General features: G+C 62.3%; 23 protein-coding genes and 2 tRNA genes. 18 read left to right on the top strand and 7 right to left on the bottom strand.

What is annotated here, in order from left to right:
* Nucleotides 1–119 precede the first annotated feature (119 nt).
* The 5 genes from rnc to coaD all read right to left on the bottom strand — a co-directional run bounded on the left by rnc (nt 120) and on the right by coaD (nt 3,542).
* A complete protein-coding gene (rnc, locus tag Q5H31_RS01645; RefSeq protein ID WP_011742747.1) occupies nt 120–908 on the bottom strand; it encodes a ribonuclease III in 789 nt (262 codons plus the stop codon).
* 352 nt (nt 909–1,260) lie between these two features.
* Nucleotides 1,261–1,455, bottom strand: coding sequence for a 50S ribosomal protein L32 (rpmF, locus tag Q5H31_RS01640; RefSeq protein ID WP_003807696.1), 195 nt, complete (start codon nt 1,453–1,455; stop codon nt 1,261–1,263).
* A gap of 95 nt (nt 1,456–1,550) precedes the next feature.
* A complete protein-coding gene (locus tag Q5H31_RS01635; protein WP_011742749.1) occupies nt 1,551–2,165 on the bottom strand; it encodes a DUF177 domain-containing protein in 615 nt (204 codons plus the stop codon).
* A 55-nt stretch (nt 2,166–2,220) separates the two neighbouring features.
* Nucleotides 2,221–3,051, bottom strand: a complete 831-nt coding sequence (locus Q5H31_RS01630; RefSeq protein WP_033499340.1) for a cell division protein — start codon at nt 3,049–3,051, stop codon at nt 2,221–2,223.
* Nucleotides 3,048–3,542, bottom strand: a complete 495-nt coding sequence (coaD, locus tag Q5H31_RS01625) for a pantetheine-phosphate adenylyltransferase (protein ID WP_021913439.1) — start codon at nt 3,540–3,542, stop codon at nt 3,048–3,050. Before coaD ends, Q5H31_RS01630 begins: the two co-directional genes overlap by 4 nt.
* A 155-nt stretch (nt 3,543–3,697) precedes the next feature.
* On the opposite strand from coaD, the gene Q5H31_RS01620 reads away from it, so the two are divergent.
* On the top strand, nt 3,698–4,015 hold the full coding sequence (locus Q5H31_RS01620; RefSeq protein WP_021913440.1) for a DUF3039 domain-containing protein: 318 nt from the start codon (nt 3,698–3,700) through the stop codon (nt 4,013–4,015).
* Between the two features lie 198 nt (nt 4,016–4,213).
* Here Q5H31_RS01620 and Q5H31_RS01615 read toward each other — a convergent pair whose 3' ends face one another.
* Entirely contained in the window at nt 4,214–5,611 is a 1,398-nt protein-coding gene (locus Q5H31_RS01615) for a nicotinate phosphoribosyltransferase (RefSeq protein ID WP_085381642.1), read from the bottom strand.
* Between the two features lie 130 nt (nt 5,612–5,741).
* Between Q5H31_RS01615 and rph the strand changes: the two genes are divergently transcribed.
* From rph to Q5H31_RS01560, 11 genes are all read left to right on the top strand, one after another.
* A complete protein-coding gene (rph, locus tag Q5H31_RS01610) occupies nt 5,742–6,506 on the top strand; it encodes a ribonuclease PH (protein ID WP_003807709.1) in 765 nt (254 codons plus the stop codon).
* A 122-nt stretch (nt 6,507–6,628) separates the two neighbouring features.
* Nucleotides 6,629–7,309 (top strand): non-canonical purine NTP pyrophosphatase, encoded by a 681-nt coding sequence (locus tag Q5H31_RS01605; RefSeq protein WP_302457411.1) that lies wholly within the window; start codon nt 6,629–6,631, stop codon nt 7,307–7,309.
* 135 nt (nt 7,310–7,444) lie between these two features.
* A tRNA-Thr gene (locus tag Q5H31_RS01600) sits at nt 7,445–7,520 on the top strand.
* A gap of 92 nt (nt 7,521–7,612) precedes the next feature.
* A tRNA-Leu gene (locus Q5H31_RS01595) sits at nt 7,613–7,693 on the top strand.
* 1 nt (nt 7,694) lies between these two features.
* A complete protein-coding gene (locus Q5H31_RS01590; RefSeq protein ID WP_195570022.1) occupies nt 7,695–8,702 on the top strand; it encodes an AEC family transporter in 1,008 nt (335 codons plus the stop codon).
* Nucleotides 8,703–9,046: 344 nt separating this feature from the next.
* On the top strand, nt 9,047–10,744 hold the full coding sequence (gene pgi / locus Q5H31_RS01585) for a glucose-6-phosphate isomerase (protein WP_302457410.1): 1,698 nt from the start codon (nt 9,047–9,049) through the stop codon (nt 10,742–10,744).
* 397 nt (nt 10,745–11,141) lie between these two features.
* The gene (gene rplS / locus Q5H31_RS01580; RefSeq protein ID WP_033499339.1) at nt 11,142–11,507 is read left to right on the top strand and encodes a 50S ribosomal protein L19; all 366 of its coding nucleotides are present in this window, start codon (nt 11,142–11,144) and stop codon (nt 11,505–11,507) included.
* 118 nt (nt 11,508–11,625) lie between these two features.
* The gene (gene lepB, locus Q5H31_RS01575; protein ID WP_003807722.1) at nt 11,626–12,273 is read left to right on the top strand and encodes a signal peptidase I; all 648 of its coding nucleotides are present in this window, start codon (nt 11,626–11,628) and stop codon (nt 12,271–12,273) included.
* A complete protein-coding gene (locus Q5H31_RS01570) occupies nt 12,273–12,989 on the top strand; it encodes a ribonuclease HII (RefSeq protein ID WP_003807723.1) in 717 nt (238 codons plus the stop codon). The genes lepB and Q5H31_RS01570 overlap by 1 nt, the downstream gene beginning before the upstream one ends.
* A 128-nt stretch (nt 12,990–13,117) precedes the next feature.
* Nucleotides 13,118–13,843 carry an ABC transporter ATP-binding protein gene (locus tag Q5H31_RS01565; protein ID WP_217730049.1) on the top strand — a complete coding sequence of 242 codons (726 nt, stop codon included), beginning with the start codon at nt 13,118–13,120 and terminating at the stop codon, nt 13,841–13,843.
* Nucleotides 13,840–15,345 carry an ABC transporter permease gene (locus Q5H31_RS01560; protein WP_302457409.1) on the top strand — a complete coding sequence of 502 codons (1,506 nt, stop codon included), beginning with the start codon at nt 13,840–13,842 and terminating at the stop codon, nt 15,343–15,345. The genes Q5H31_RS01565 and Q5H31_RS01560 overlap by 4 nt, the downstream gene beginning before the upstream one ends.
* Before the next feature lie 47 nt (nt 15,346–15,392).
* Here Q5H31_RS01560 and Q5H31_RS01555 read toward each other — a convergent pair whose 3' ends face one another.
* Nucleotides 15,393–16,337, bottom strand: a complete 945-nt coding sequence (locus Q5H31_RS01555; protein ID WP_080863422.1) for an AEC family transporter — start codon at nt 16,335–16,337, stop codon at nt 15,393–15,395.
* Between the two features lie 128 nt (nt 16,338–16,465).
* Between Q5H31_RS01555 and dapE the strand changes: the two genes are divergently transcribed.
* The 6 genes from dapE to proB all read left to right on the top strand — a co-directional run bounded on the left by dapE (nt 16,466) and on the right by proB (nt 24,649).
* The gene (dapE, locus tag Q5H31_RS01550) at nt 16,466–17,671 is read left to right on the top strand and encodes a succinyl-diaminopimelate desuccinylase (RefSeq protein WP_179129909.1); all 1,206 of its coding nucleotides are present in this window, start codon (nt 16,466–16,468) and stop codon (nt 17,669–17,671) included.
* 449 nt (nt 17,672–18,120) lie between these two features.
* A complete protein-coding gene (locus Q5H31_RS01545; protein ID WP_302457408.1) occupies nt 18,121–20,919 on the top strand; it encodes an Rne/Rng family ribonuclease in 2,799 nt (932 codons plus the stop codon).
* Nucleotides 20,920–21,063: 144 nt separating this feature from the next.
* Entirely contained in the window at nt 21,064–21,372 is a 309-nt protein-coding gene (gene rplU / locus Q5H31_RS01540) for a 50S ribosomal protein L21 (protein WP_302457407.1), read from the top strand.
* 39 nt (nt 21,373–21,411) lie between these two features.
* Nucleotides 21,412–21,663, top strand: coding sequence for a 50S ribosomal protein L27 (rpmA, locus tag Q5H31_RS01535; protein WP_003807757.1), 252 nt, complete (start codon nt 21,412–21,414; stop codon nt 21,661–21,663).
* A gap of 78 nt (nt 21,664–21,741) precedes the next feature.
* On the top strand, nt 21,742–23,433 hold the full coding sequence (gene obgE, locus Q5H31_RS01530) for a GTPase ObgE (RefSeq protein ID WP_055054647.1): 1,692 nt from the start codon (nt 21,742–21,744) through the stop codon (nt 23,431–23,433).
* A gap of 82 nt (nt 23,434–23,515) precedes the next feature.
* Entirely contained in the window at nt 23,516–24,649 is a 1,134-nt protein-coding gene (proB, locus tag Q5H31_RS01525; RefSeq protein ID WP_003807760.1) for a glutamate 5-kinase, read from the top strand.
* The last annotated feature ends 108 nt before the right edge of the window (nt 24,650–24,757 follow it).

Genomic DNA, 24,757 nt, shown 5'->3' with positions numbered 1-24,757 from the left:
TATTCTGGCGCGTTACGCGCCATGGTGATATGGACCATATTTTTTGCGATTGCGACGCTGCCTTGTAATGCTGTTTCGTGACGCCGGCCGTGCCGCCGCTTGCGTTACCGTTTGCGCGGTTACTTGCCCTGCGCTGCATCCTGCGTGCCACCGTTGGACTTGCGGTGTGACCTGTGGTGCGACTTATGCGTCTTCCCGTTCTGCTTGCCGCCCATTTCGCCCTTGCGACTGTCAAGCGCCTTCCAGCCCATTTCCGCGGCCGCCAGCTGCGCCTTGCGTTTGCTGCTGCCGGTACCGACGCCGATGACTTCGCCGCCATCGCCGAGAATCGCGCGCGCGGTGAACTCCAGTGCGTATTCCGGTCCGGCGACCGACGTCTGGTAGTGCGGGTCGGGCAGACCCATCTCATGCGCCTTGACGGTCAGCGACGTCTTCCAATCGAGCGCCGGACCTTCGGTGGCGACCTCCGCCAGCGTATCGTCGACGAGATGATGCACCACGCGGCGCGCCTCGTCGATGCCGTGCTGGATGAACGTCGCGCCGATCAGCGATTCGACGATGTCGCACAGAATCGAGCTTTTGTCCGCGCCGCCCTGTTCCGCCTCGCCGTGGCCGAGCAGAATGTACGGGCCGACGTGCAGTTTTTCACGGGCGATTTTGCTCAGGGATTCCTCGGAAACCGCCTTCGCACGCATTTTGGCCAGCTGGCCTTCGTTCATGTCGGGATGCACCTTGTACAGCGTTTCCGTGGAGACCAGTTCGAGCACCGCGTCGCCGAGGAATTCGAGTCGTTCGTAGTTCTTGGCGCCTTCGTGCTCGTGTGAGAACGAGCGGTGGGTGAGCGCTTCGACGAGCAGGTCCGGCTCGATTGTGGTGCCGAGCGCCTCGAGCAACACATTGGCGGTCATCTCGCCTTCGGGGGTGATGGACGTGCCGATGCGGCCGGCGTTGGTATTGTTGCCGTTTTCGGTTTGGGTGTTGTTCTGTGCGTTGTCCTGATTGGTCTCTTTGGCCATGGATGTTCCTTACCGTTCATGCGGCGGGCCGAGCCCGCCGCGGTCTGTGGTTGTGGCCGTTGCGCACATGGCAAGACGCCAGCTGATCTGGCGGTTTTGCTACGCAAGCAACGTATGTCGTACGCCGATCGCACGCGGAAATAAATCGCAATGCAATCGCCGTATCACTTGATAATAATAAAAGAAACCCTGCCACCCGTCGATGGCAGGGTTTCGATGCTTTATACCGTTATCCGGCAACCACTCACTTGGTGTGGATGGAGCGGACAGCCTCGCGGTACACGCGGCCGCGGAAGGAACCGCAGCTCGGGCATGCCATGTGCGGCAGCGTCGGAGCGCCGCAGTTCGGGCAGGTAACGGTCTGGGCGGCCTTGGCCTTCCAGTTTGCGCGGCGAGAATGGGTATTCGCGCGCGAGGTCTTGTACTTAGGCAGTGCCATTGTGTTTCCTCTATTTCGTTCGAACGATTGAGCTTAAGCGTTCAGTATCTTAACGTGAGCTCCGTACAAACGATGGACCATCCCATCCGAACGGCTTATTCCTTGCCTTCCAGCTTGGCTTTCAGCCCTTCCAGCGCGGCGAAACGAATGTCGGTCATGTCATGCTGATGGTCGGGGTTCTCGTTGAGGTCGATGCCGCACTGCGAGCACAGGCCCTTGCAATCCGGCTTGCACAACGGCTGCAGCGGCAGTTCCTCGACCAGCGTGTCGCGCAGCAGCGCCTCGAGGTCGGCCCATGCGCCGCCGTCGAGCAGCGGGTACGTGTCTTCCGCCTCGTCCTCGCCGGCGATGATGTCCACTTCCTCTTCCTTGCCGTTCTTGCCGGCCTTTCCGCCCTTGCCGGCGGCGGACTTGTCCTCATACGGGAAGAAGGAGGTGACGTTCACCGTCCAATCGCGCTGGATCGGCTTCAGGCAGCGCGTGCATTCGGCATGCACGGGAGCGCTGATACGCGCGTTCAGAATCAGACCGTCGACGATCGAATCGAACGAGCCGACCACGCTCACATCCGCGCCTTCGTCCACGCCCACGATTTCATCGCCGATGCCGCTCGGCGCGGGGAAAGTGGCGTCGATCTCCTTGCTTTGCCCCGGACGCGAGGCCACCTGCGCCACGGAAACGGCCCACGGGGAATCTTCAGTACGTGCCATAGTTCAGTCTTTCGCTCTTTCTTGCTATGCGTTCCACGCGTGTTACGCGTCTTGTTCAGTTTTCCGGATAATCGTCCGCGTCGAGATGGTCCAGATGCGCGCCGGCTTCGCGTTGACGATCGTACAGCACGTTCAGGCCCGCCTGCACGCCGGTGCCGATCTTGTCGACCTGCTGTTGCAACGATTCCATCATGGTGATGCAGTATTTGTCGGCGTTCTGCGTGAGCTTGTCGGCCTTGGCTTGCGCCTGGTCGAGAATGCCGCGCGCCTTCTGCCTGGCGAGTTCCGTCACGTTCTCCTGCCCGGCAAGGAACTGCGCCTGCTCGTTGGCTTCGCGTACGGTGTCGGCGGCACGCGACTGCGCGGATGCGATGATCGCGTTGGCTTGCGTTTGCGCGCTTTCCAGACGGCGTTCCGATTCGCGCATCAGCGCGGAGGCGCGTTCCAGCTGCACTGGCAGCATCTTCTTGAGTTTGTCGAGCTTGCCGGTGAACGATTCGCGGTCCACGCGCACCGAGCTCGGCGCGAACAGAATCGGCTTGGCCTCGTCCAATTCCTCTTCGATGCTGTCGATGATGTCGTAGACGGTGGTGAATTCGTCGCGGCTGCGATCCGAACTGTCGTCGAGTGGTGCGTTGGGGTCGAACGTGGCGCGAAGGTCGGGCAGGTCCGACATGGAAATCGACGGTTTCGACGATTTCGCGGGCTTTGCCGGCTCATCCGTAGCACGATCGGCGGCATTGCCGGTTGCGGAGTTGTTGGTCGCTGCGGTACCGGCAACAGCGCCGGTAGCCGGATAATCGGCCGCCGCCGTGACCGGCTGCTGCGACGTGGCGTCATCGGCGTCAGCAAGCGGCTTGAAATCGTTGGTCTCTTCACTCATCATGCTCTCTTTTCGTTCTTGAGCGCCTCGCCGAGCAGCGGAATCACGCAATCGGGCACCATGCCCGTCACATCGCCTCCGTGCCGTGCCACGTCCTTGACGATGGAGCTGGAGATGTGCTCCAGGTCCGGGGCCGCAGGCAGAAACAGCGTTTCCACTCCGGCGAGTTTGCGGTTGACCAATGCCATGCCCAGCTCAGCCTCGTAATCGCCGTTCTGCCGAAGTCCTTTGACGATGACCGTCGCACCGATTTTCGTGCAATAGTCGGTGATCAGGCCGGTGGTCGACGCCACCTTCACATTGGTGCAACCGCGCTTGGCGAGCGCCTGGCGGATGATCTCAACACGGGTTTCTTCGGAGAACATCGGCGTCTTCGCCGCGTTCACGGCCACCACCACATGCACTTCGTCGAAAAAGCGCGCGCAACGCTCGATGACGTCCAGGTGGCCGGCGGTCACTGGGTCGTACGACCCGGGGCAAACTGCAATTGTCATAACCTTAAGCGTACCGCGATTGGTTGAGAACGTGCGCAACATCGGCGTATGCCCGTGTTGGCGCGGTTCGTGCGCACGGGTGGCGGCGCAATGCGGCTCGGCTATGATGGAAGGCAGTGGGGCCGCGATCGCGGCTTGTGTGAGGAGTCTTAATTATGGCATTTGCGATTTTCGATGGCTTGTTCGGATCCGACGATCCGGTTTCGCCGCTGTCCAACCCGGATGCGGGTACCGGTACCGCCGTTCTGGAACGTCCTGAAGAGGAAACGAAGCTTGATGACGGTGGCAATGGCGATGCCGACCGTTTCGCGCATTATGTGTCGCGTGACCGTATCGCCGAATCGAAGATGACGGGTCGTCCGGTTGTGGCGTTGTGCGGCAAGGTGTGGGTGCCGAAGCGTGACCCCACGCATTACCCGGTGTGCCCGGATTGCAAGCGCATCTATGACGAGATGATGAACAGCTCGTTCTGATTGCCGTTCGACCATGTTGCCGATTCATGCCGCCGGTTGCGGTGGCTGAACGTGGCGATTGAATATGGCGGCTGGGTGCGGCGACCGAGTGCGGCGCAACGTCGTATGTTATGCAAAAACCGACGCCGGTGATTCACCGGGCGTCGGTTTTTGTTATGTCTTTTGCGCTGTACAGGGCGGTTCACGCCATGACGGACGTCACAGCACGGTGACTTCGGTCGGGATGACCGGATCGCCCTTCATCAGGCTCTGTGCGCCGATCGGCAGTTCGGCGAGCGCCTGCGCGCGGTAGTTGTGCGCGTTGACGATCGCGTCGTGGCCCTGGTATTCGCTGTGGTTCTCGCCATTGGTGACGTAGTCGACGAGCAGGTCCTTCCAGCCGTCTTCCGGCTGGTATGCGGCGAGCTTGTCTTCGGAGCCGGAGATGACGTGTTCGCAGTCGGCCAGCGAGTATTCGTAGGAGCGGAAGGCGAGCTTGCGGCCCGGAACGGTGGCCTTGTCCTTCGACTTCTTGGCGACCGGCTGCATTTCGCCGGCGGAGTTCTCGCGTTCGGTGAGCTTGTAGACCATCGCGCAGGTCGGGGCGCCCGAGCCGGTGACGAGCATGGTACCCACACCATAGGAATCGACCGGAGCGGTCTGCAGAGAGGCCAGCGCGTACTCGTCGAGATCGTTGGTGACGGTGATCTTCGTATTGGTGGCACCAAGCGCGTCCAGCTGGTTGCGCACGCGCTGCGCGAGGGAGGCGAGATCGCCGGAATCGATGCGCACGCCGCCCAGTTCGGGGCCTGCCACGTCGACGGCCGTCTTCACGGCCTCTTCGATGTTGTACGTGTCGACCAGCAGCGTGGTGTTCTTGCCAAGCGCGGCGATCTGCGATTCGAAGGCGCTCCGCTCGTCGTCGTGCACCAGGGTGAAGCAATGCGCGGCGGTGCCGATGGCCTTCAGGCCGTACATTTGCGCGGCCAGCAGATTGGCGGTGCCCTTGAATCCGCCCACCACGGCGGCGCGGGCGGCTGCGACGGCGGCCCATTCGTTGGTGCGGCGGCCTCCCATGTCCATGCACGGGCGGTCCTTCGCCGCGCTGACCATGCGGGACGCGGCGGAGGCGACGGCGGAATCGTAATTCAGAATGCTCAGCAGCAGCGTTTCCAGCAGCGTGCATTCGCCGAACGTGCCTTCGACCTGCAGGATCGGCGAGTTCGGGAAGAACATCTCGCCTTCGCGGTAGCCCTTGATGGAGCCGGAGAAGTGGAAGTTCTCCAGCCATTTGATGGTTTCCGGGCTTACCACCTTGCGGTCGGCGAGGAATTTCAGGTCGTTGTCGTCGAGGTGGAACTTCTCGAGCGCGTCGAGGATGCGTCCCTGTCCGGCAGCCACGCCATAGTGGCGGCCCAGCGGCAGATGCCGGGTGAAGATCTCGAATACGCACTTGCGGTTGGCGGTGCCGTCCTTCAGGCATGCGTCAAGCATGGTGTATTCGTACATGTCGGTCATGAGTGCGGGTGAATAATCCAGCATTTCCAAAGCCTTTCTTGACTTTTGGTGAAACTGACCATAAGTGTAGGACCCACGGTGGCCAATCTTTGGTTGCATCCCATCATACGTGCAGGAGGGGTCTCGAGGCGCGGCGTGCTTGGCTGGTGATAGGGTCGAATGCTGAAAAGACGAGTAATCGGACGGCGGCAAAAGCCGAAATCAGCGGAAAGCGAAGTGCAGAACAGCAATGGTAGCGATTAAGGATATGTTGGGCGACCAGACCGTGGTGCGTGCGGACGGCCGCAAGGTGGACGAATTGCGTCCGGTGCGCATCACCCGCCATTTCACGGACGTTCCGGAAGGCTCCGTGCTCATCGAATGCGGCAACACGCGCGTGATGTGCACCGCCACGTTCACAGCCGGCGTGCCGCGCTGGCGCAAGGACTCCGGCCTGGGCTGGGTCACCGCGGAATACGCGATGCTGCCGCGCGCCACCGCCGACCGCACCGACCGCGAGTCCGTGCGCGGCAAGATCGGCGGCCGTACGCACGAGATCAGCCGTCTGATCGGCCGCTGCCTGCGTGGCGTCGTCGATATGAAGGCGCTCGGCGAAAACCAGGTGCAGATCGACTGCGACGTGCTGCAGGCCGACGGCGGCACCCGCACCGCTTCGATCACCGGCGCGTACGTGGCGCTCGTCGACGCGATGCATTGGGCCGAGGAACACAAGCACGTCAAGTCCGCCGACCGCGTGCTCAAGGACTGGGTCTCCGCCGTCTCCGTCGGCGTGATCAACGGCAAGCCGATGCTGGACCTGCCGTACATCGAAGACAGCCAGGCCATGACCGACATGAACGTGGCCATGACCGGTTCCGGCGATTTCATCGAGATCCAGGGCACCGCCGAGCATCGTCCGTTCAACCGCGCCGAACTCAACACCCTGCTCGACCTCGCCGAAAAAGGCAACAGGGAGCTGCAGGCCGCCCAACGCGCCGCGCTCGCGCTCGACTGAGCCGATCGACGGCACGGCATGCGCTGAATGTAGGACGTTGACGGTCCGATGCCGGCGACTCGGCGCGCATGGAACAACGCAAACAGATATAAGTCGGAAAACGACGGAAGGAACCGTAAGGCATGAAGATCATCGTCGCCACGCATAACGAAGGCAAACTGGCGGAAATCCGCCGCATTCTCGAGGAACGTCTCGGCGCGGACGCCGCCGACATCGAGCTCGTCTCCGCAGGCTCCCTGGGATTGCCCGATCCGGTCGAGGACGGCGTGACCTTCCAGGAGAACGCGCTCATCAAGGCGCGCGACGTGGCCGAACGCACCGGCTGCCCGGCAGTCGCGGACGATTCCGGCCTGATCGTGGACGTCATGGGCAACGCGCCGGGCATTCTGTCCGCACGCTGGGCCGGCGAGCACGGCAACGACAAGGCCAACAACGCGCTGCTGCTCAAGCAGCTGGCCGACATCCCCGACAGCAAGCGCACCGCACGGTTCCGCTGCGCCGCCGCGCTGGTCGTGCCGGGAGGGCGCAAGACGGACGGTGCGGATGATGATAAGCCGTACACGATCGCCAGCGAAACCGTCGAAGTCGGCGAAATGCCGGGCGTGCTGCTGCGTGCCCCGCGCGGCGCCAACGGTTTCGGCTACGATCCGCTGTTTGTGCCGAACGATCAGCCGCAGCGTGCGGTCGACGCCGGCGAAAAGCTCACGTCCGCCGAAATGGAGCCGGCCGAGAAGAACGTGGTCTCCCATCGTGGCAAGGCGCTGCGCGCGCTGGTCGCATCGATCGAAGCGCTGGTCAAATAACATCGGATGACGGCCGCGACGGGCGCTTGCCGTGGCGCGCGACACTGGATGGCGTGCGTGCGATTTGTGCTCGTCCGGTTTTTCCGCTATGCTTTGTTTCTTGTGCGCGGCTAGCGTATGCTTACCGGGCATTGCGCCACTTTAGCTCAGTCGGTAGAGCGGCTCACTCGTAATGAGCAGGTCGACAGTTCGATTCTGTCAAGTGGCTCCACTGCCCTAGATGTTCGGAGGTTTTCCGAGCATCTAGGGTTTTGCATATGTGCATTCGTGCATATCGGTTTTCGCCGTGCGCGGATGGTGATTGCGCGAGTGGCGGAATTGGTAGACGCGCAGGATTTAGGTTCCTGTGTCTTTGACGTGTGGGTTCAAGTCCCATCTCGCGCACATGTCCACGTTAATTCAGCCAATCGCGCTGCTGGCCATCATCCTCACCGGCTACCTGTTCAAACGCGCCGGCAAATTCAAAAACCGCGACTACCGCATCATGCAGGTCGCCCTGTTCAACCTGGTTCTGCCCTGCGCCATCATCTACTCGTTCGCCACGAACCCGCATGATTCCAGCATGCTGTGGATCTCCGTCTTCGGCTTCGTGGTCGCGTTCATCCCGCCCGTGCTCATCTTCCTCACCACACGTCACACGCCTGTGCAGGATCGCGCGTTCACCATGCTCAACGGTTCCGGCTTCAACATCGGCTGCTTCTGCTTCCCCGTGGCACAGGCGTTTCTCGGCACCGCGGCGATCGTGCCAGCGGCCATGTTCGACATCGGCAACTGCGTGATGGTGGCGGCCGGCACGAACGTCATGACGCAGACCCTCCTGCACATCCAGTCCGGCAAGACCTTGGACGAGCAGTACCAGGGGCATGCGCCGGTGCTGCCGTATACGAAACCCAAGGATCGCGATGCCCGCCGGCTGGCACGCCACGCGCTGCTACGCAACGTGGCGAAAGGCTTCTTCGGCTCCATCCCGTTCGACACCTACCTGGTCATGATCGTGCTCATGCTTGCCAATGTGAAGATCCCCGCCGTCGTGGCCACGTTCGTTGAGCCGCTCGCCAACGCCAACTCGTTCGTCGCCATGCTGATGGTCGGCATGCTGATGGACCTGCCCGCCGGCCGTGACGATGTGATGAAGCTGCTGAAGATCATCGGCCTGCGACTGCCATTCGGCCTGCTGTCCGCCGTCTGCGCATGGTTCGTGCTGCCGTTCGGCGCCAATGTGCGCGAAGCCGTGGTGATGTGCTGCCTCGCGCCAATCGCCGTGTTCTCCACCCTGTTCACCGACGAAGTGCTCGGCAATGCGAAACTCGCCGGCTTCTCGCTGTCCGTGTCCGCGATCATCGGCCTGGTCATGATGACCGGCGCGCACTTCCTGCTCGCCGCCATCGCCTGACTTGCGTAAGCCGCGTGCGTGGTCGTGCGTAAGTTGCGTACGTAATCGTAATGCGATCGTTGCATACGACAGCCGTTTTCACGTGCGTTGAAGCTTTTCCGCTGAACGTTGCATACGATTTCAGTAATCGTCGTTTATCTGGCATGTCGCCGCTGAAAAGTGGTCGGAACCGCGGTATATCGCGCTTCCGACCGAATGTGTTAACTCGGGAAACATTTTTGTGTTGTTCTGTCGGCTTTTGTGAGTATCTTGTGAGGTGAAGAAAACGGCTCGTGCCGTGGAAAATCGAACGAGATTCCACCGTCACGTTCCGCTTCACAGTGATGATGAAAGGACCTATCAACATGGCCATCAATCCTCCCGTTGACGCCACCAAGACCCCGGAGTGGGCCGCGCTGCAGAAGCACTACGACGAGCTGCAGTCCGAGGGCATCAGCCTCAAGCAGTGGTTCGCCGATGACGCCGAGCGCGTCGAGAAGCTGAGCTTCGACGCGGGCGACCTGCACTTCGACCTGTCCAAGAACCTGATCAAGCCGGAAACCCTGCAGCTGTTCGCAGACCTCGCCAAGGCCGTCAAGCTCGACGAGCGCACCAAGGCCATGTACACCGGCGTGCACATCAACAACACCGAGGACCGCGCCGTGCTGCACACCGCGCTGCGCCGCCCGGTCGAGGACGAGGGCAAGTACATCGTCGACGGCCAGGACACCGTCAAGGACGTGCGTGAGGTGCTCGACCGCATCTACGCGTTCGCCGACAAGGTCCGCTCCGGCGAGTGGACCGGCGTGACCGGCAAGAAGATCGAGACCGTGGTCAACATCGGCATCGGTGGTTCCGACCTGGGTCCCGTCATGGTGTACGAGGCTCTGAAGCCGTACGCCGACGCCGGCATCTCCGCCCGCTACATCTCCAACATCGACCCGAACGACCTGGCCGAGAAGACCAAGGGCCTCGACCCGGAGACCACCCTGTTCATCATCGTCTCCAAGACCTTCACCACCCTGGAGACCCTGACCAACGCTCGCGAAGCCCGCACCTGGCTGCTCGAAGAGCTCAAGGCCAAGGGCGCCATCGACGGCTCCGACGAGAAGAACGCCGAAGCCATCAAGAAGCACTTCGTCGCCGTCTCCACCAACCTGGAGAAGGTCGCCGAGTTCGGCATCGACCCGAACAACGCCTTCGGCTTCTGGAACTGGGTCGGCGGCCGTTACTCCGTCGACTCCGCCGTCGGCACCTCCCTGGCCGTGGTCTTCGGCCCTGCCCGCTTCGAGGAGTTCCTGCACGGCTTCCACGAGATCGACGAATACTTCGCCAACACCCCGTTCGAGAAGAACGTGGTCGTGCTGCTCGGCATGCTGAACGTGTGGTACCGCAACTTCTTCAAGGTCGCCTCCCACGCCGTGCTGCCGTACGACCAGTACCTGCACCGCTTCCCGGCCTACCTGCAGCAGCTGACCATGGAGTCCAACGGCAAGTCCGTGCGTTGGGACGGCACCCCGGTCACCTCCGAGACCGGCGAGATCTTCTGGGGCGAGCCGGGCACCAACGGCCAGCACGCCTTCTACCAGCTGATCCACCAGGGCACCCAGCTCATCCCGGCCGACTTCATCGCGTTCGTGAACACCCCGAACCCGACCAAGGACGGCGACCAGGACGTGCACGAGCTGTTCCTGGGCAACTACTTCGCCCAGACCAAGGCCCTGGCCTTCGGCAAGACCGCCGACGAAGTGCGCGCTGAGGGCACCCCGGAAGAGATCGTCCCGGCCCGCGTGTTCACCGGCAACCGTCCGACCACCTCCATCTTCGGCGTGGCTCTGACCCCGTTCGCGCTCGGCGAGCTCATCGCCCTGTACGAGCACATCACCTTCGTCGAGGGCACCGTGTGGGGTCTGGACTCCTACGACCAGTGGGGCGTCGAGCTCGGCAAGCAGCTTGCCAAGCAAATCACCCCGGCCATCTCCAAGGATGACGACGCCCTGGCCGCCCAGGATCCGTCCACCCAGTCCCTGATCAAGTTCTACCGCGCCAACCGTGAGTTCTGATTCCGCTGCGTTGCATCAGAACTCACGGTTGCGCGCGCCGCACGGTGTTGTCTGGTGAACGGTCTGGCGACCGTTCATGCCGCGAGTTCTGATCTTCCATCGAAACGTGGCGTCTAGCGCGTACGTGGCATACCCCATCCGTGTCTTACGGATGGGGTATTTTTGATTATTGCTGTGCCGAAAGGCGGGACGCCGCATAATCCCGCTTTTCTTCAGGTCCAGCCGGAACGTCCGCAGGTAGCTGCGGACGTGCGCAATCGCAATATTTCCGGCGGATCGGCAACCCTTCGCAGGCAGACCTGCGGAGTGGAAGAACAGGCTGAGCCGGCAATCGCAAGAACGCCGTACGAAGCCCTTACCTGTGCGCTGATATGCGGCGGCGACTCGAGGAAACACAATGGTTAACGCTATTGAAGCATTTGACGCCAAGCACCTGAAGCCGGCCGAGGAAATCCCGGCTTTCCGTCCTGGCGACACCGTTGAAGTCAACGTGAAGATCAAGGAAGGCAACAACTCCCGTCTGCAGGCTTTCACCGGCGTGGTGATCGCTCGTCAGGGTGGCGGCGTCCGTGAGACCTTCGTGGTCCGCAAGATCAGCTTCGGCACCGGTGTCGAGCGCCGCTTCCCGCTGCACTCCCCGGCCATCGATTCCATCAAGGTGGTCCGCAAGGGCCGCGTGCGTCGCGCCAAGCTGTACTACCTGCGCAACCTGCGCGGTAAGGCCGCTCGTATCGTCGAGCGCCGCGACAACTCCGAGAAGTGAGTTCGAATCGCAAATAAAGCGTGAAATCGGCTCTTCGGCAACCCGTCGAGGAGCCGATTTTCTATATTGGGCCGCTATGATAGGGGCCAGTGCGTGAAACCGGACGGTAAGGAATCCCATGAAGCATGCCAGAAGAAGAGTCGAAAGCGAGGAAAGCTTCGGCTTACGAGACACCCTGATCTGGTGCGGCATACCCATCGTCATCGTGCTGCTGGTGCGCATGTTCCTGTTCGGCTTCTACGTGATTCCGTCCGGCTCCATGCTGAACACCATCGAACCGGGCGACCGGGTCATCACCAGCAAACTCACCCCCAAAGTCTTCAAGCTTCAGCGCGGCGACGTGGTGGTCTTCAAGGACCCTGACCATTGGCTGCAGCAGGAGAACAGCGGCCGATTCGGCGGCGACTACCTCATCAAACGACTTATCGGCCTGCCCGGTGACACCGTGGCCTGCGAGGGGCCCGGCAAGCCGGTCACGGTCAACGGCGTGGCCATCGACGAAACTTCGTACATCCGCTCCGGCGTGGACCCCAGCTCCTTCGCGTTCAGTGAAAAAGTGACTGCGGGACATGTGTTCGTCATGGGCGACAATCGCGCCAATTCCGCTGATTCCCGCTACCATCAGGACGATTCCTCGCACGGCCTCGTGCCGGTTTCCGACGTGGTCGGCGTCGGTCTGGTCAAGTATTGGCCGCTGAACCACATCAGCACGCTGGACGCGCATCACGACGTGTTCAGGGACGTGCCGGAAGGATCTGCCGACTGATGTCCGTTTCCATAGTGCCCACGCTGGATATGGAACGGGCGATCGCGGCCTCCGGCTACGACGTGATCGTCGGCTTCGACGAGGTCGGCCGCGGCTCGCTCGCCGGTCCCGTCATGGTCGGCGCCGCCGCAATCCGCACGTGCGACCTGGCCGGTTCGTCGCCGCTGCAAGTGCCCGACGGCGTGGCCGATTCCAAAATGCTGACGGAACACCGCCGCGAAGCCATATTCGAAGAGCTTAAATCGTGGTGCGCGTCCTGGGCGGTCGGCTCGGCCAGCAACACGGAAATCGACGATTGGGGCATCTCCTATGCGCTTGGCATCGCCGCATTGCGCGCACTCGGCCAAGCGGAAGAGAAACTCGGCATCGACGGCGATGGCATGCTTGACGGCAAGCCGGTGAAGGTTGGTGCGATCCTCGACGGACCGAACGACTACATCACCAAAGCGCTGAACACCTTCGACGCGCCTGACGTGCCGGTTCCTGCGGAAGTCTCTACCAAAGTGAAGGGCGACAGGTACTGCGCCACCGTGGCCACCGCAGCCGTCATCGCCAAAGTCACGCGAGACCGGCTCATGGTCGAACTGGGAGCGCAACCCCAATATGAACCCTATGAATGGGCCCACAACAAGGGTTACGGTTCGGCCGCACACCGTGACGCCATCGCTGAATTCGGGCCCAGCGACCTGCACCGCCTCTCCTGGCATCTCGTCTGACATACGGCATCTCATCCGCAGTCCGCGATTACGCTAATCCTTGCGGATGATGCATGCCGGAAGGAAACCTGTAAGTTCATCCCGCCGTCTGATGGCCGGGACCAATCCGTTTCCGTACCGTAGGAAACATGGAACACATACTTCACGCGACCGATCTGGTCATGGATTATTCGACCCAACAGGCGACACCGAACGCCGCACACATGCTGGCGCTCAATCACGTGGATTTCGGCATCCAGGCAGGCGAAAGCATCGCGGTCATGGGACCGTCCGGTTCCGGCAAATCGACGTTACTGCACGCACTCGCCGGCATCATCACCCCGACAGCCGGCAATGTGATGTTTCGCGGTGCCAACCTGGCGCGGTTGAGCGACGCTGACCGCACCAAACTGCGCCGCAGCGCCTTCGGTTTCGTCTTCCAATCCGGACAGCTGCTGCCGGAACTGCCGGCCATCGAAAACATCGCGTTGCCGATGATGCTGGGCGGCGCAAGCTACCAGCAGGCCACCGACACGGCCATGCTATGGCTGGAACGATTGAGATTGCGCCAGCTCGCGCAACAACGTCCCGGCGAAATGAGCGGCGGCCAGATGCAGCGCATCGCCATCGCACGTGCGCTCGCCGCGCAGCCGGCAGTCATCTTCGCCGATGAACCGACCGGCGCGCTCGACCAGACCACCGGCCACGAAATCATGAGCATTCTCATGCGGACCGCACGACAGACCGGCGCGGCCGTGGTCGTGGTGACGCACGATTCGAACGTGGCCGCATTCTGCGATGCCACCGTTACCATGCGTGACGGCAGGCTGAGCTCGCCGCAGCAATCCCAACCTACCGCCGGAGGCGCACGATGAACATGTTCCGATTATGGCGATTGTTCCACCGCTCCGGCACCCGCGGCACATCCAGCCGCACCTCTGCGCTGGCCATCGTTGCCTTCGCATCCGCTACCGCCGTCTTCCTAACCGTGCTCGGAGGCCTGCATGGCTTCATCTGGCGGGCCTCCGCCGACCACACGTTCGGTTGCATGATCAATTCCAACAGGTGCGCGCCCGGTACATACGAAACATGGTCCAAAACCCTGGCGCATGTCGACAAGCTCGTCGCCACGGTCGGCGACGGCCATTGGACGGCCGACCAGGCCACAGCCGTCATGAACACCTATTCCGACGGCTATGTGATGCTCGCCGCATTCGCCAGTCTGCTACTCATCGTGCCGTTCGTGGCGCTCGCCGGCTCGGCGGCCCGTCTCGCGGCCTCCCGCAGGGACGCACGTCTCGCCGCACTGCGACTTGCGGGCGCCACCACCGCGCAGGTCACGAAACTCACCGCGCTCGATGCGGGTGGCCAGGCTCTGCTTGGCGCGCTGGTCGGCATGGCCGGCTACTTCGCGCTGATACCGGCGATCATGCTGCTCGACTTCCAAAACCAGCATTTCACCTTCGAACAGTTGTGGGTGGGACTGCCTGCTCTGGCGGCCGTGACCGTCGGAGTCACGCTGCTTGCCTTGGTCTCCGCGCTGGTCGCCCTACGCCGCGTGGCCATCACCCCGCTTGGCGTGACGCAACGTACCGGACAACCCATGCCGTCCGCATGGCGCGCACTGATTTTCCTTGCCGTGTTGGCCGTAGGCTACCTGCTGCTCAACAGCATCTCCGCATTCGCGCACTTGGGTCAGATGGTGGTCTACGCCATCATCTTCGGCGTCTTCTTCCTCGGTTTCGCCATGGTGAACGTCGTCGGTACCTGGGTGGTGGCGATGCGCGCCAGATCGCGTGCGAAACACCCGAAGGACGCGGCCACTATGATTGCCATGCGCCGTATCCTCGACAATCCCAAGCGTGCTTGGCGCAACGTGTCCGGTGTGGCGCTCGCTGTGTTCATCGCGGGGATGACGTCGGTGTGCGGATTGCTTGCCACCGGAATCGGAGGCAACCACGACCCGTTCGACCCATCTATGCTGTACATGCGCGATATAGCGATGGGTGGTTTCCTGACGCTCGCCTTTGCCGCGGTGCTCGCCGCCGTCAGTTCCGGCGTGATGCAGACGGGCAACGTCTACGACCAGGCCGACGAGTACCGCATGCTTGCGTTGGAAGGCACGGATGAGGCGACGCTCGACAAGGCACGCATGATGGAAGTGATCACCCCGCTCAACACGGTGATGGCCGTTTCATTGGGGTGCTCGGTGTTGTTGCTGTTTCCGATTCTGGCAACGTCGTTGCTCAATCCGGCTTCGTTGCTTACGTTGGCCGCGGGAATCGGCTTGTGTTATGCGCTGATGGTGCTCGGAGGGTGTGCCGCGAATCATGCGGCGCACGGGCTCGGTTATGCCGGCTACCGTATGGACGATTGATGGCCTCGCCGCGGCGGTCGTGGATACCGCGGCGAGGACTGGCGAGGTCAGCCGAGGAGCACCGCGATGATTGCGATGAAAATCGGCGATGACAGCGTCGAGAAAAGAATGCCGTCGCGTGCGAACGACAGACCCACGTTGTACCGCGCCGCGTAATTGTAGACGTTCTGCCCGGTCGGCAATGCGGCAAGCACCACGCATGCGTACAGCGTGGCGCCACGGAAGCCCATCACGAAATACGACAGCAGGAACGCGATGGTCGGCATCACGATGTTCTTCAAAGCGGCCACCGTGAACACCGCCGGAATATTCGACTTGTCCTGCAACGGCTTCGTGCCGTGCAACGACATGCCGAACGCCATCAGAATCATCGGCACCGCGGAATCGCCGATCATATCGATCGGGTCGTAGATGAAGCTCGGAATCACGAAATAGCCGACCTTCGCGGAAATCGCGGACACGGCGATGCCCAGCAGCGAGCCGATGAGCAGCGGTTGATGCAACGGTTGTTTCAGGATCTCCTTCGCGGAGACCTTGCCTTTGGTGGTCACGTCGAGCACGGTCAGGCCGATCGGCGTGAACACCGCCTGCTGCATGACCAGGATCGGCGCGACGAGTGCGGGATTGCCCAGAATGTACGTGGCTATCGGCAGGCCGATGTTGTTGGAATTCAAATACAGCGAATTCAGCGCGCCGATGGTGGCGTCCGCGGCTTTCATATGGAAGAACAGCCGGTTGAGAATCAGGAAGACCACGCCCACCAGCAGCGCCGAAAAAAACGCCACGACGATGGAGGAGTGGAAAATCTCGAAGATCTTCTCCTTGGACAGGATGGCGAACATCAGGCACGGGCTCGACACGAAGAAGCTGAACCTGTTGAGCACCATCTGCGCGGTCGGCCCGCCGATGCGCATGCGCGCGGCCACATAGCCGGTGGCGATGACGATGCCGATGACGCAGAAACCTTCCATCGCGCTCAATAGACCCGGCATTGCACTCTCCTTTTCGCTGCGGCCGTTGCCTCGGACCGCTACCTAGTGTGTCACCAAGCGCACGACAGCATGGCCGACCGTCTCAAAAGCACGCCCGAAATGCGATTGTCACCGGCTTTTGCCGGATAATGGACGGCATGAACGAACTTACGATTGGATTTTCCGCTTCCGCCACCAAGCAGGAACAGCTCAACGAGCTGATGGAACAGATCATGGGCGCCTACTCCGTCAGCGACGACGAGGGCCCGCTGACGGACGCCGTCGAGGTGTTTTTGAAAAAACAGCCGCATCTGACGGTGCGCAGGCACGGCGACACATTGGTGGCATCCACCGATTTCGGCCGCGAGCGCCGCGTGATTCTTGCCGGCCATCTCGACACGGTGCCGGTGATCGACAATTTCCCGCCGAAATGGCTTCAGCCGGGCGATCCGCTGATTCGCGAGGACGTGGCGGCCGGTCATGAGCATGAGCGTGTGATCTGGGGTCGTGGCGCCACCGATATGAAGGGTTCCGACGCGGTCATGCTGTATCTGGCGGCCACGCTGACGGATGCGAAATACGATTTGACGTACGTGTTTTACGACCATGAGGAAGTCGCGGCCGAGAAGAACGGCCTGCGCAAGGTGGTCGAGTCGCATCCGGATTGGATCACCGGCGATTTCGCGATCATCGGCGAGCCGACCGGTTGCGGCATCGAGGGCGGCTGCAACGGCACGATGCGATTCGACGTGATCACGCACGGCGTTGCCGCGCATTCGGCCCGCGCCTGGATGGGCAAGAACGCGATCCACGCGGCGGCCGAGATTCTGAACCGTTTGAACGCACATGAGAACCGCGCCATCGAAGTAGATGGCCTGACCTATCAGGAGGGCCTGAACGCCACGCTGATTTCCGGCGGCAAGGGTACCAATGTGATTCCCGACGAGTGCCGTGTGCACGTCAACTACCGGTTCGCGCCGGACAAGTCGCTCGCCGAGGCGAAGGCGCTGATGATCGGCGCGGATGCGGGCGCGAAACTCGGCAACGGCGAGCATCAGGCCACTGGTGGCGTGTTCGAAGGCTTCGGCATCGAGATGAAGGACGAATCGCCGAGCGCACGTCCGGGCCTCAATTCGCCGCTTGCCCAATCGCTGGTATCGCTTGTCAAGGAACGTACCGGTCGTGACCCGCTTGCCAAGCTGGGTTGGACGGATGTGGCGCGTTTCGCGATTCTGGGCATTCCGGCCGTGAATCTCGGCGCGGGTAGCCCGCTGCTGGCTCACAAGCAGGACGAGCAGCTGCCGGAGACCGATCTGCTGCTCATGGCCGACCTGCTGGAGGACTGGCTGCGTTGAATCGCCGTTGAGTCGTTGCTGAGCTGCCGTTGAATCGCCGGTAATTCGCTGCCGCGGGCTTGCCGCAGAACCACTATTGGTCCACCGTTGAACCGCTGCTGAACCACTATGCCGGCGCACGTTCATTCACGGCGTGTCAACGCGAATCATTGGAAAACGGAGCGTGTAGGGGGAATAAATTTCCCGTCCTGTCACGCTCCGTTGTTTTTTGTGTCATACTTATAGACGGTGGTTCTGCAAGACCGCCGACGCATCCGATGGCGTTGATCCCCTCGCGTGAATGTTCTGTGAGTCGCGAGCGCAGGTGTCCGCCGTCGCATGATGAAGACTTTTGACGGAAGTTGCTTCCTACGGGCGCCATGATGCGCGGCCACGGTGAGAGCGTGGTGTGAGAACCGTTGGGGCTTGAGTGAAGGCGATGCGATTGCAGCGCGTTGCCGAGGAGCGTTGTGCCTACTACCAATGAGGGCCTCGATCAGGTCGAGGCTGTTGTGTCATCCGATAATTCAACCAATAATGCGGCAAGCAGTGCGGGTTCTGTGTCTGCCGATCCGGCTCCGCGCCGCCGTCGTGGAGGTCGCCGCGTGGTGCGTGGCGTAGGTGCCGCGGGCGCGTCTTTGGAGCTGAAGGTCGAGGAGCATGCCAAAGCCCCCTTGTTTGAGGAACCGAAGCTTGAGCCTGTCCAGCCTGCGCGTGATTCCGCCGATTTCAATGATGCCGATGACGCCGAGCCGTCGCGTCCGCGTCGTCGTCGCGTGACCCGTTACGATGACGACGATGAGATGCGTGACGAACGTCCGCGCCGTCGCCGTCGTTCCTCCGTGGACGTGCAGGACGAGGACGATCGCCCGTCGCGTCGCCGTCGCCGTATCAGCGACGAGCCGCGTGATGACCGTGACGATCGTGACAATTACGGCAATCGTGGCAATCGTGACGAATCATCCGAAGACCGTGCGCTCGACGCCGTCAGCGCGCTGCCGGAAGGCCATGAGACGCGTCATAATCCGCGTCCGATGACGTCGCTGCTGTTCCAGGAGCCGATTCTGCCGGCCGCCCCCGCGGGCCGCGGATCGTCCGACGATGACGATGCTGACGATACGGGCCGCAGAGGTTCGGACGATGCCCGTGACAGCCGTGATGACCGCGACGATGACCGTCCGACTCGTCGCCGCCGCCGTCGCAGCCACGACACGGCCGACACGGACCGCACGGACGCTTCGAATGACGGTCGCGGCCGTGATGATGGCAATGACCGCAACAACGACGCCGAAGACGATGATCATGGCGATTCCCGTCGTTCCCGTCGTTCCCGTCGTCTGAACGCGCAGGAACGTCGTGCCGCTGCCGAAGTGGAGCAGATCGAGGAGGACCTGGTCCTCGATGGCATCACGTATGCGCCGATCGATGACGAGTCCCGCAATGGAAACGATGATGATGACGAGCAGCCGACGCGTACTCGTCGCCGCCGTCGCGGACGCGGCAACCATGAGGAAGCCGACGAGCAGCAGACCTCCGAACGCGAATCCCGTCGCCGTCATGAGGATGACGATGAGGAAGAGGGCACGGTGACCCGTCGCCGTCGCCGCCGCCGTGGAGGGTCGAAGGCCGAGGAATCGGACGAGACGATGTCCCGTCGCTCCCGCAAGCAGCAGTACATCGACGAAATCACCGACGTCGAAGGATCCACCCGTCTGGAAGCCAAGAAGCAGCGCCGCCGCGACAACCGTCGTGAACGCAGCCGTCAGAACCAGCTCATGGAGCAGGACTTCCTGGCCCGTCGCGAACACGTCGAGCGTCTGATGGTGGTGCGCGAACGTGAGCGCCACACCCAGATCTCCGTGATCGAAGACAATGTGCTCGTCGAGCATTACGTGTCCGACATCCAGGAAGTGGCCACCGTCGGCAACATCTATCTTGGCCGCGTGCAGAACGTGCTGCCGAGCATGGAGGCCGCGTTCGTGGACATCGGACAGGCCCGCAACGGCGTGCTGTACGCCGGCGAGGTGAACTGGGATTCCGCGCGTCTGGAAGGCCAGCCGCGTCGTATCGAACTGGCGTTCAAGTCGGGCGATCCGGTGCTGGTGCAGGTAACCAAGGATCCGATCGGCCACAAGGGCGCAAGGCTTACCTCGCAGGTCACCTTGGCCGGCCGTTTCCTCGTGCTGGTGCCGTCCGGCGGCATGACCGGCGTGAGCCGCAAGCTGAGCGAGCGTGAGCGCGCCCGCCTGAAGAACATCGTGTCGAAGATCGCGCCGAAGGATATGGGCGTGATCATCCGAACCGCGGCCGAAGGCGCTTCCGAAGAGGCCATCACCAAGGATCTCGAGAACCTGGTGCGCCAGTGGGAACGCATCACCGCCAAGCGCGACGAGTTCCTGCACGGCAAGCGTCCGAAGCTGCTGCAAGGCGAGCCGGACGTGGCCATCCGCGTGGTTCGCGACATCTTCAACGACGACTTCTCCAAGATGATCGTGGAAGGCGACCGCGTGTACGAGCGTATCGAGGAATACCTCGACACGATGGCCCCCGACCTGAAAGACAAGCTCGAGAAGTGGGATCCGGCCGAACATGACGGCAAGGACGTGTTCGACAAGTGGCAGATCGACTCCCAGTTGCGTAAGGGCATGGAACGTCAGGTCTACCTGCCGTCCGGCGGTTCGATCGTCATCGACCGCACCGAGGCCATGACCACCATCGACGTGAACACGGGCCGTTTCATCGGCCGCGGCAAGAGCCTCGAGGAAACGGTGACCCGTTGCAACCTCGAAGCGGCCGAAGAGATCGCGCGACAGCTTCGTCTGCGCGACATCGGCGGCATGGTGATGATCGACTTCGTCGACATGGTCATGCCGGCCAACAGGGATTTGGTGCTCCGCCGACTGGTGGAGTGCCTGGCGCGCGACCGCACCAAGCATCAGGTGGCCGAAGTCACCTCGCTGGGACTGGTGCAGATGACGCGCAAGCGCATCGGCCAGGGTCTGGTGGAGGCGTTCTCCGAGGAATGCCCGACCTGCAAGGGCCGCGGCTTCATCCTCCATGACGAACCGACCGTTTCGGCGGATTACGACGATCCGTACGCCCTGAAGGGCGGCGATCCGTTCGTCAAGACCAACAAGCATGGCCATGGCACGGACGTGCAGGTGCCGAAGGGCTCCTCGCCGGACGTGAAGGCCAAACTCGCGCAGATCGCGGCGGCAGCCGTGGCCGCCAACAATGCGGACCTGGGCGAGGAAGAACAAGAAGAATAAAGGAAAATCCCGGTATGTCAACCTGACACGCCGGGAGCAGACTTGCGGTTGTACGCGGGTATGTGTAGATTAGATTGCTGGTGTCTGGCCGCGAGGCTCGAACGTGCCGGGCAGTAAGCTTTCCAAGTTAATAAAGGAACGGATATGTACGCGATTGTGAAGGCCGGCGGCCATCAGGAAAAGGTCGAGGTCGGTGACGTCATCCTCGTCAACCGTCTCGACGCCAAGAAGGGCGACACCGTGGAATTCCCGGTCGCTCTCGTTGTGGATGGTGACAAGGTCACCGTCAACGCCAAGGATCTCGCCAACATCAGTGTCAAGGCTGAGGTTGTCAACGATGAGGCCAAGGGCCCGAAGATCAGCATCATGAAGTACAAGAACAAGACCGGCGTTGCTCGTCGCAAGGGCCATCGCCAGCAGCTGACCGCTGTCAAGATCACGGCTATCGCCTGATTGGCGCAGGGTTAGAGTCAAGGACCGAAAGGAACAGACATGGCACATAAGAAGGGCGCGTCCAGCTCGCGCAACGGTCGCGATTCAAACGCGCAATACCTCGGTGTGAAGAAGTTCGGCGGCGAAGCCGTCGTGGCCGGCAACATCATCGTTCGTCAGCGTGGCACCAAGTTCCACCCGGGCGAGAACGTCGGCATGGGCAAGGACCACACCCTGTTCGCCCTCAAGGACGGCAGTGTGAAGTTCGGCGTGCGTCGTGACCGCAAGGTCGTCGACGTGATTGCCGCCTGAGACACGCGCAAATAACGCTTTTTGATGAAAGACCGCGCCCGTTATGGACGCGGTCTTTCTGCTATGTAAGGTAGATACATGAGTGATTTTGTGGATCGAGTGACCGTCCATGTCAAGGGCGGCGACGGCGGCAATGGTTCCGCCGGCATCCGTAGGGAGAAATACAAGCCGTTGGCCGGTCCGAACGGCGGCAATGGCGGCGACGGCGGTTCCGTGATCTTCATGGCCGATTCGAACGCCAACAGTCTGCTCGACTACCGTTTCATGCCCCATCGCGAGGCGGAAAGCGGCACCATGGGCCTGGGCGACACGAAGGACGGTTCGAAGGGCGCCGACCTGATTCTGCCCGTCCCGGTGGGTACGGTCGTGTTCGAAGCCAAGGGACCGCAGGGCAAGCCGAAGCATCCGGGCGAGCAGCTTGCCGACCTGCGTCACGCGGGAGACAAGTTCGTCGTGGCCGCGGGCGGCAACGGTGGTCTCGGCAATGCGGCGCTGGCCAATCGCACCCGTCGTGCGCCGGGCTTCGCACTGCTGGGCGAGCCGGGCGAGGAACGCGACGTCATCCTCGAACTCAAGTCCATCGCCGACGTGGCGCTGGTGGGCTTTCCGTCCGCAGGCAAGTCGAGCCTGATCGCGGCGATGAGCTCCGCCAAACCGAAGATCGCCGATTATCCGTTCACCACGCTCGTGCCGAACCTCGGCGTAGTGGTGGCCGGCGACATGCGCTACACCATCGCCGACGTACCGGGCCTGATTCCGGGCGCATCCCAGGGCAAGGGCCTCGGCCTCGAATTCCTGCGCCACATCGAACGCACCGAAATCATCGCCCACGTCATCGATTGCGCCACCCTCGAACCCGGCCGCGACCCGATGAGCGACTACCAGGCGCTCGAACACGAGCTCGCCGAATACGCCGGCAAGCTCGAACTGCCGCTCGGCGCGATTCCGATCCCCGAACGTCCGCGCATCATCATCCTCAACAAGGTGGATGTGCCGGAAGCCAAGGAACTCGCCGAATTCGTCAAGCCCGAATTCGAAAAGCTCGGCCTCAAGGTCTGCATTATCTCCACCGCCTCCCACGAGGGCCTGAAGGAACTCAACTGGGCGCTGGCCGACCTCGTGACCAACATGCGTGCGGAAGTCGCCAAACGCGAGCAGGCCGAGGAAGAGGCCCGCGTGGTCATCAAGCCGCTCGAGGAGCCGCGCAATCGCCGTCGCCGTAACGACGAAGGCGGCAACGCGCTCGACTTCACCGTGGAACGCAAGGAGAACGGCAACGGCGAAGTCTGGTACGAGGTGCTCGGCACCAAGCCGGAACGTTGGGTCATGCAGACCAACTTCGATAATGACGAGGCCGTCGGCTACCTTGCCGACCGTCTGGCCAAGCTGGGCGTCGAAGACGAGCTGCGACACAAGGGCGCCAAGCCAGGCGACGAAGTGCGCATCGGCCGTGGCGACCGTGCCGTGGAATTCGATTGGGATCCGACCATCGCGGCCGGCGCGGAAATGCTCGACGGCACCCAGTTGGGCGCACGCGGCGTCGACCTGCGACTGCAGGAATCGGATGGTCGTGCGCAGCGTCGTTCCAACACGGAACGCCGTCGCCAGTATCACGAGATGATGGACGCCCGTCAGGCCGTGCGCGAAGCCATGATGGCCGAACGCAAGGCAGGACACTGGGCCGATCCTTCCGTGGACGACGACCGTCACGACGAAACCAGTCTTTTTGGACGTGGCGAGACCGCCGACGACGAGGATGTGGAACAATAGAACCATCCAACGAAGCCCGCTGATGTGCCGATGGCATGTCGGCGGGCTTTTTCAATAGCCGGTAACGGTACCGGGAGGAACTATGAACACGCCATCGCAAGCGCAAGTGCGCAGGGCCATCGCCGAAGCGCAGACCATCGTGGTGAAGGTGGGCTCCAGCTCGCTGACCGAGCCGAGCGGCCACTTGGATCCGCAACGGTTGAACGCGCTTGTGGCGGCCATCGCCCGCGTGCGATTGATGGGCGGCCGCGTGGTGCTGGTCTCCTCCGGCGCGATCGCGGCCGGTTTCGGCACGCTCGGTTTCGACAAGCGTCCGACCGACGTGGCCGACCAGCAGGCGTGCGCCGCCGTCGGCCAAGGCCTGCTGATGGCCCAGTACGAGGCCGCTTTCGCACGGTACGGGCTGCGTGTCGGACAGATCCTCATCACCGTTTCCGACACGATCGCCCCACAGCAGTACCGCAACGTGCGCCGTACGCTCGACCGCCTGCTCGACTTGGGCGCGGTGCCGATCATCAACGAAAACGATTCCCTCGCGTCCAACGAGATCCGGTTCGGCGACAACGACCGTCTGTCCGCGCTCATCGCCAACATCGTCGTCGCCGACGCGCTCGTCCTGCTCACCGACGTGGACGCGCTGTACACCGCGCCGCCAAGCGAGCCCGGCTCGAAGCGCATCTCCTATGTGCCGAACGTCGAGGACGCGCTGGCGAAGGTTCAGGTCGGCGGAACCGGCTCGAACGTCGGCACCGGCGGCATGGTCACCAAAATGGAGGCCGCGCGCGTCGCCGCGGTGTCCGGCATTCCCGCGGTGTTGACATGCGCGTCGAACGCAGGTCCCGCGATGATGGGCGATCCGGTCGGCACCGCGTTCGCGCCGATCAACGACCGCGGTTCGTCACGTAGGCTGTGGATCGGCTTCGCCTCCCACCCGCAGGGCACGCTGGTGGCCGATTCCGGCGCGGCCAAGGCGGTGCGCGGGGGAGCGGCCAGCCTGCTTGCGGCCGGCGTGGTGGAAGTGAAGGGCGATTTCGCCGCCGGCGACGCCGTCTGGGTTGACGACGAGCAGGGCAACCATTTGGCCAAGGGCCTGGTCGGCTTCGACTCCGAGGAGATCCCGCAGATGCTAGGACGCAATACGGCCCAGCTCAAGCGTTTCCTCGGCGAGGAATACGCGCATCCGCTGGTGCACCGCGACAATCTCGTACTGGTCTGAACCAGTGCAAAAGGTGTGGTTAGGCCATCGATTTCGCTTCAAGCGAAGCGTTCGCGGCGAAATAGACGTGTGTCGTGGGGCTGTCGTTTTTCGCGTGGCAGGTCTAGC

It is taken from the genome of uncultured Bifidobacterium sp. (assembly GCF_959020155.1).
Taxonomy (GTDB): Bacteria; Actinomycetota; Actinomycetes; order Actinomycetales; family Bifidobacteriaceae; genus Bifidobacterium.
The sequence above is the reverse complement of the archived record's forward strand: the minus strand, read 5'-3'. Positions and strand labels throughout refer to the sequence as shown.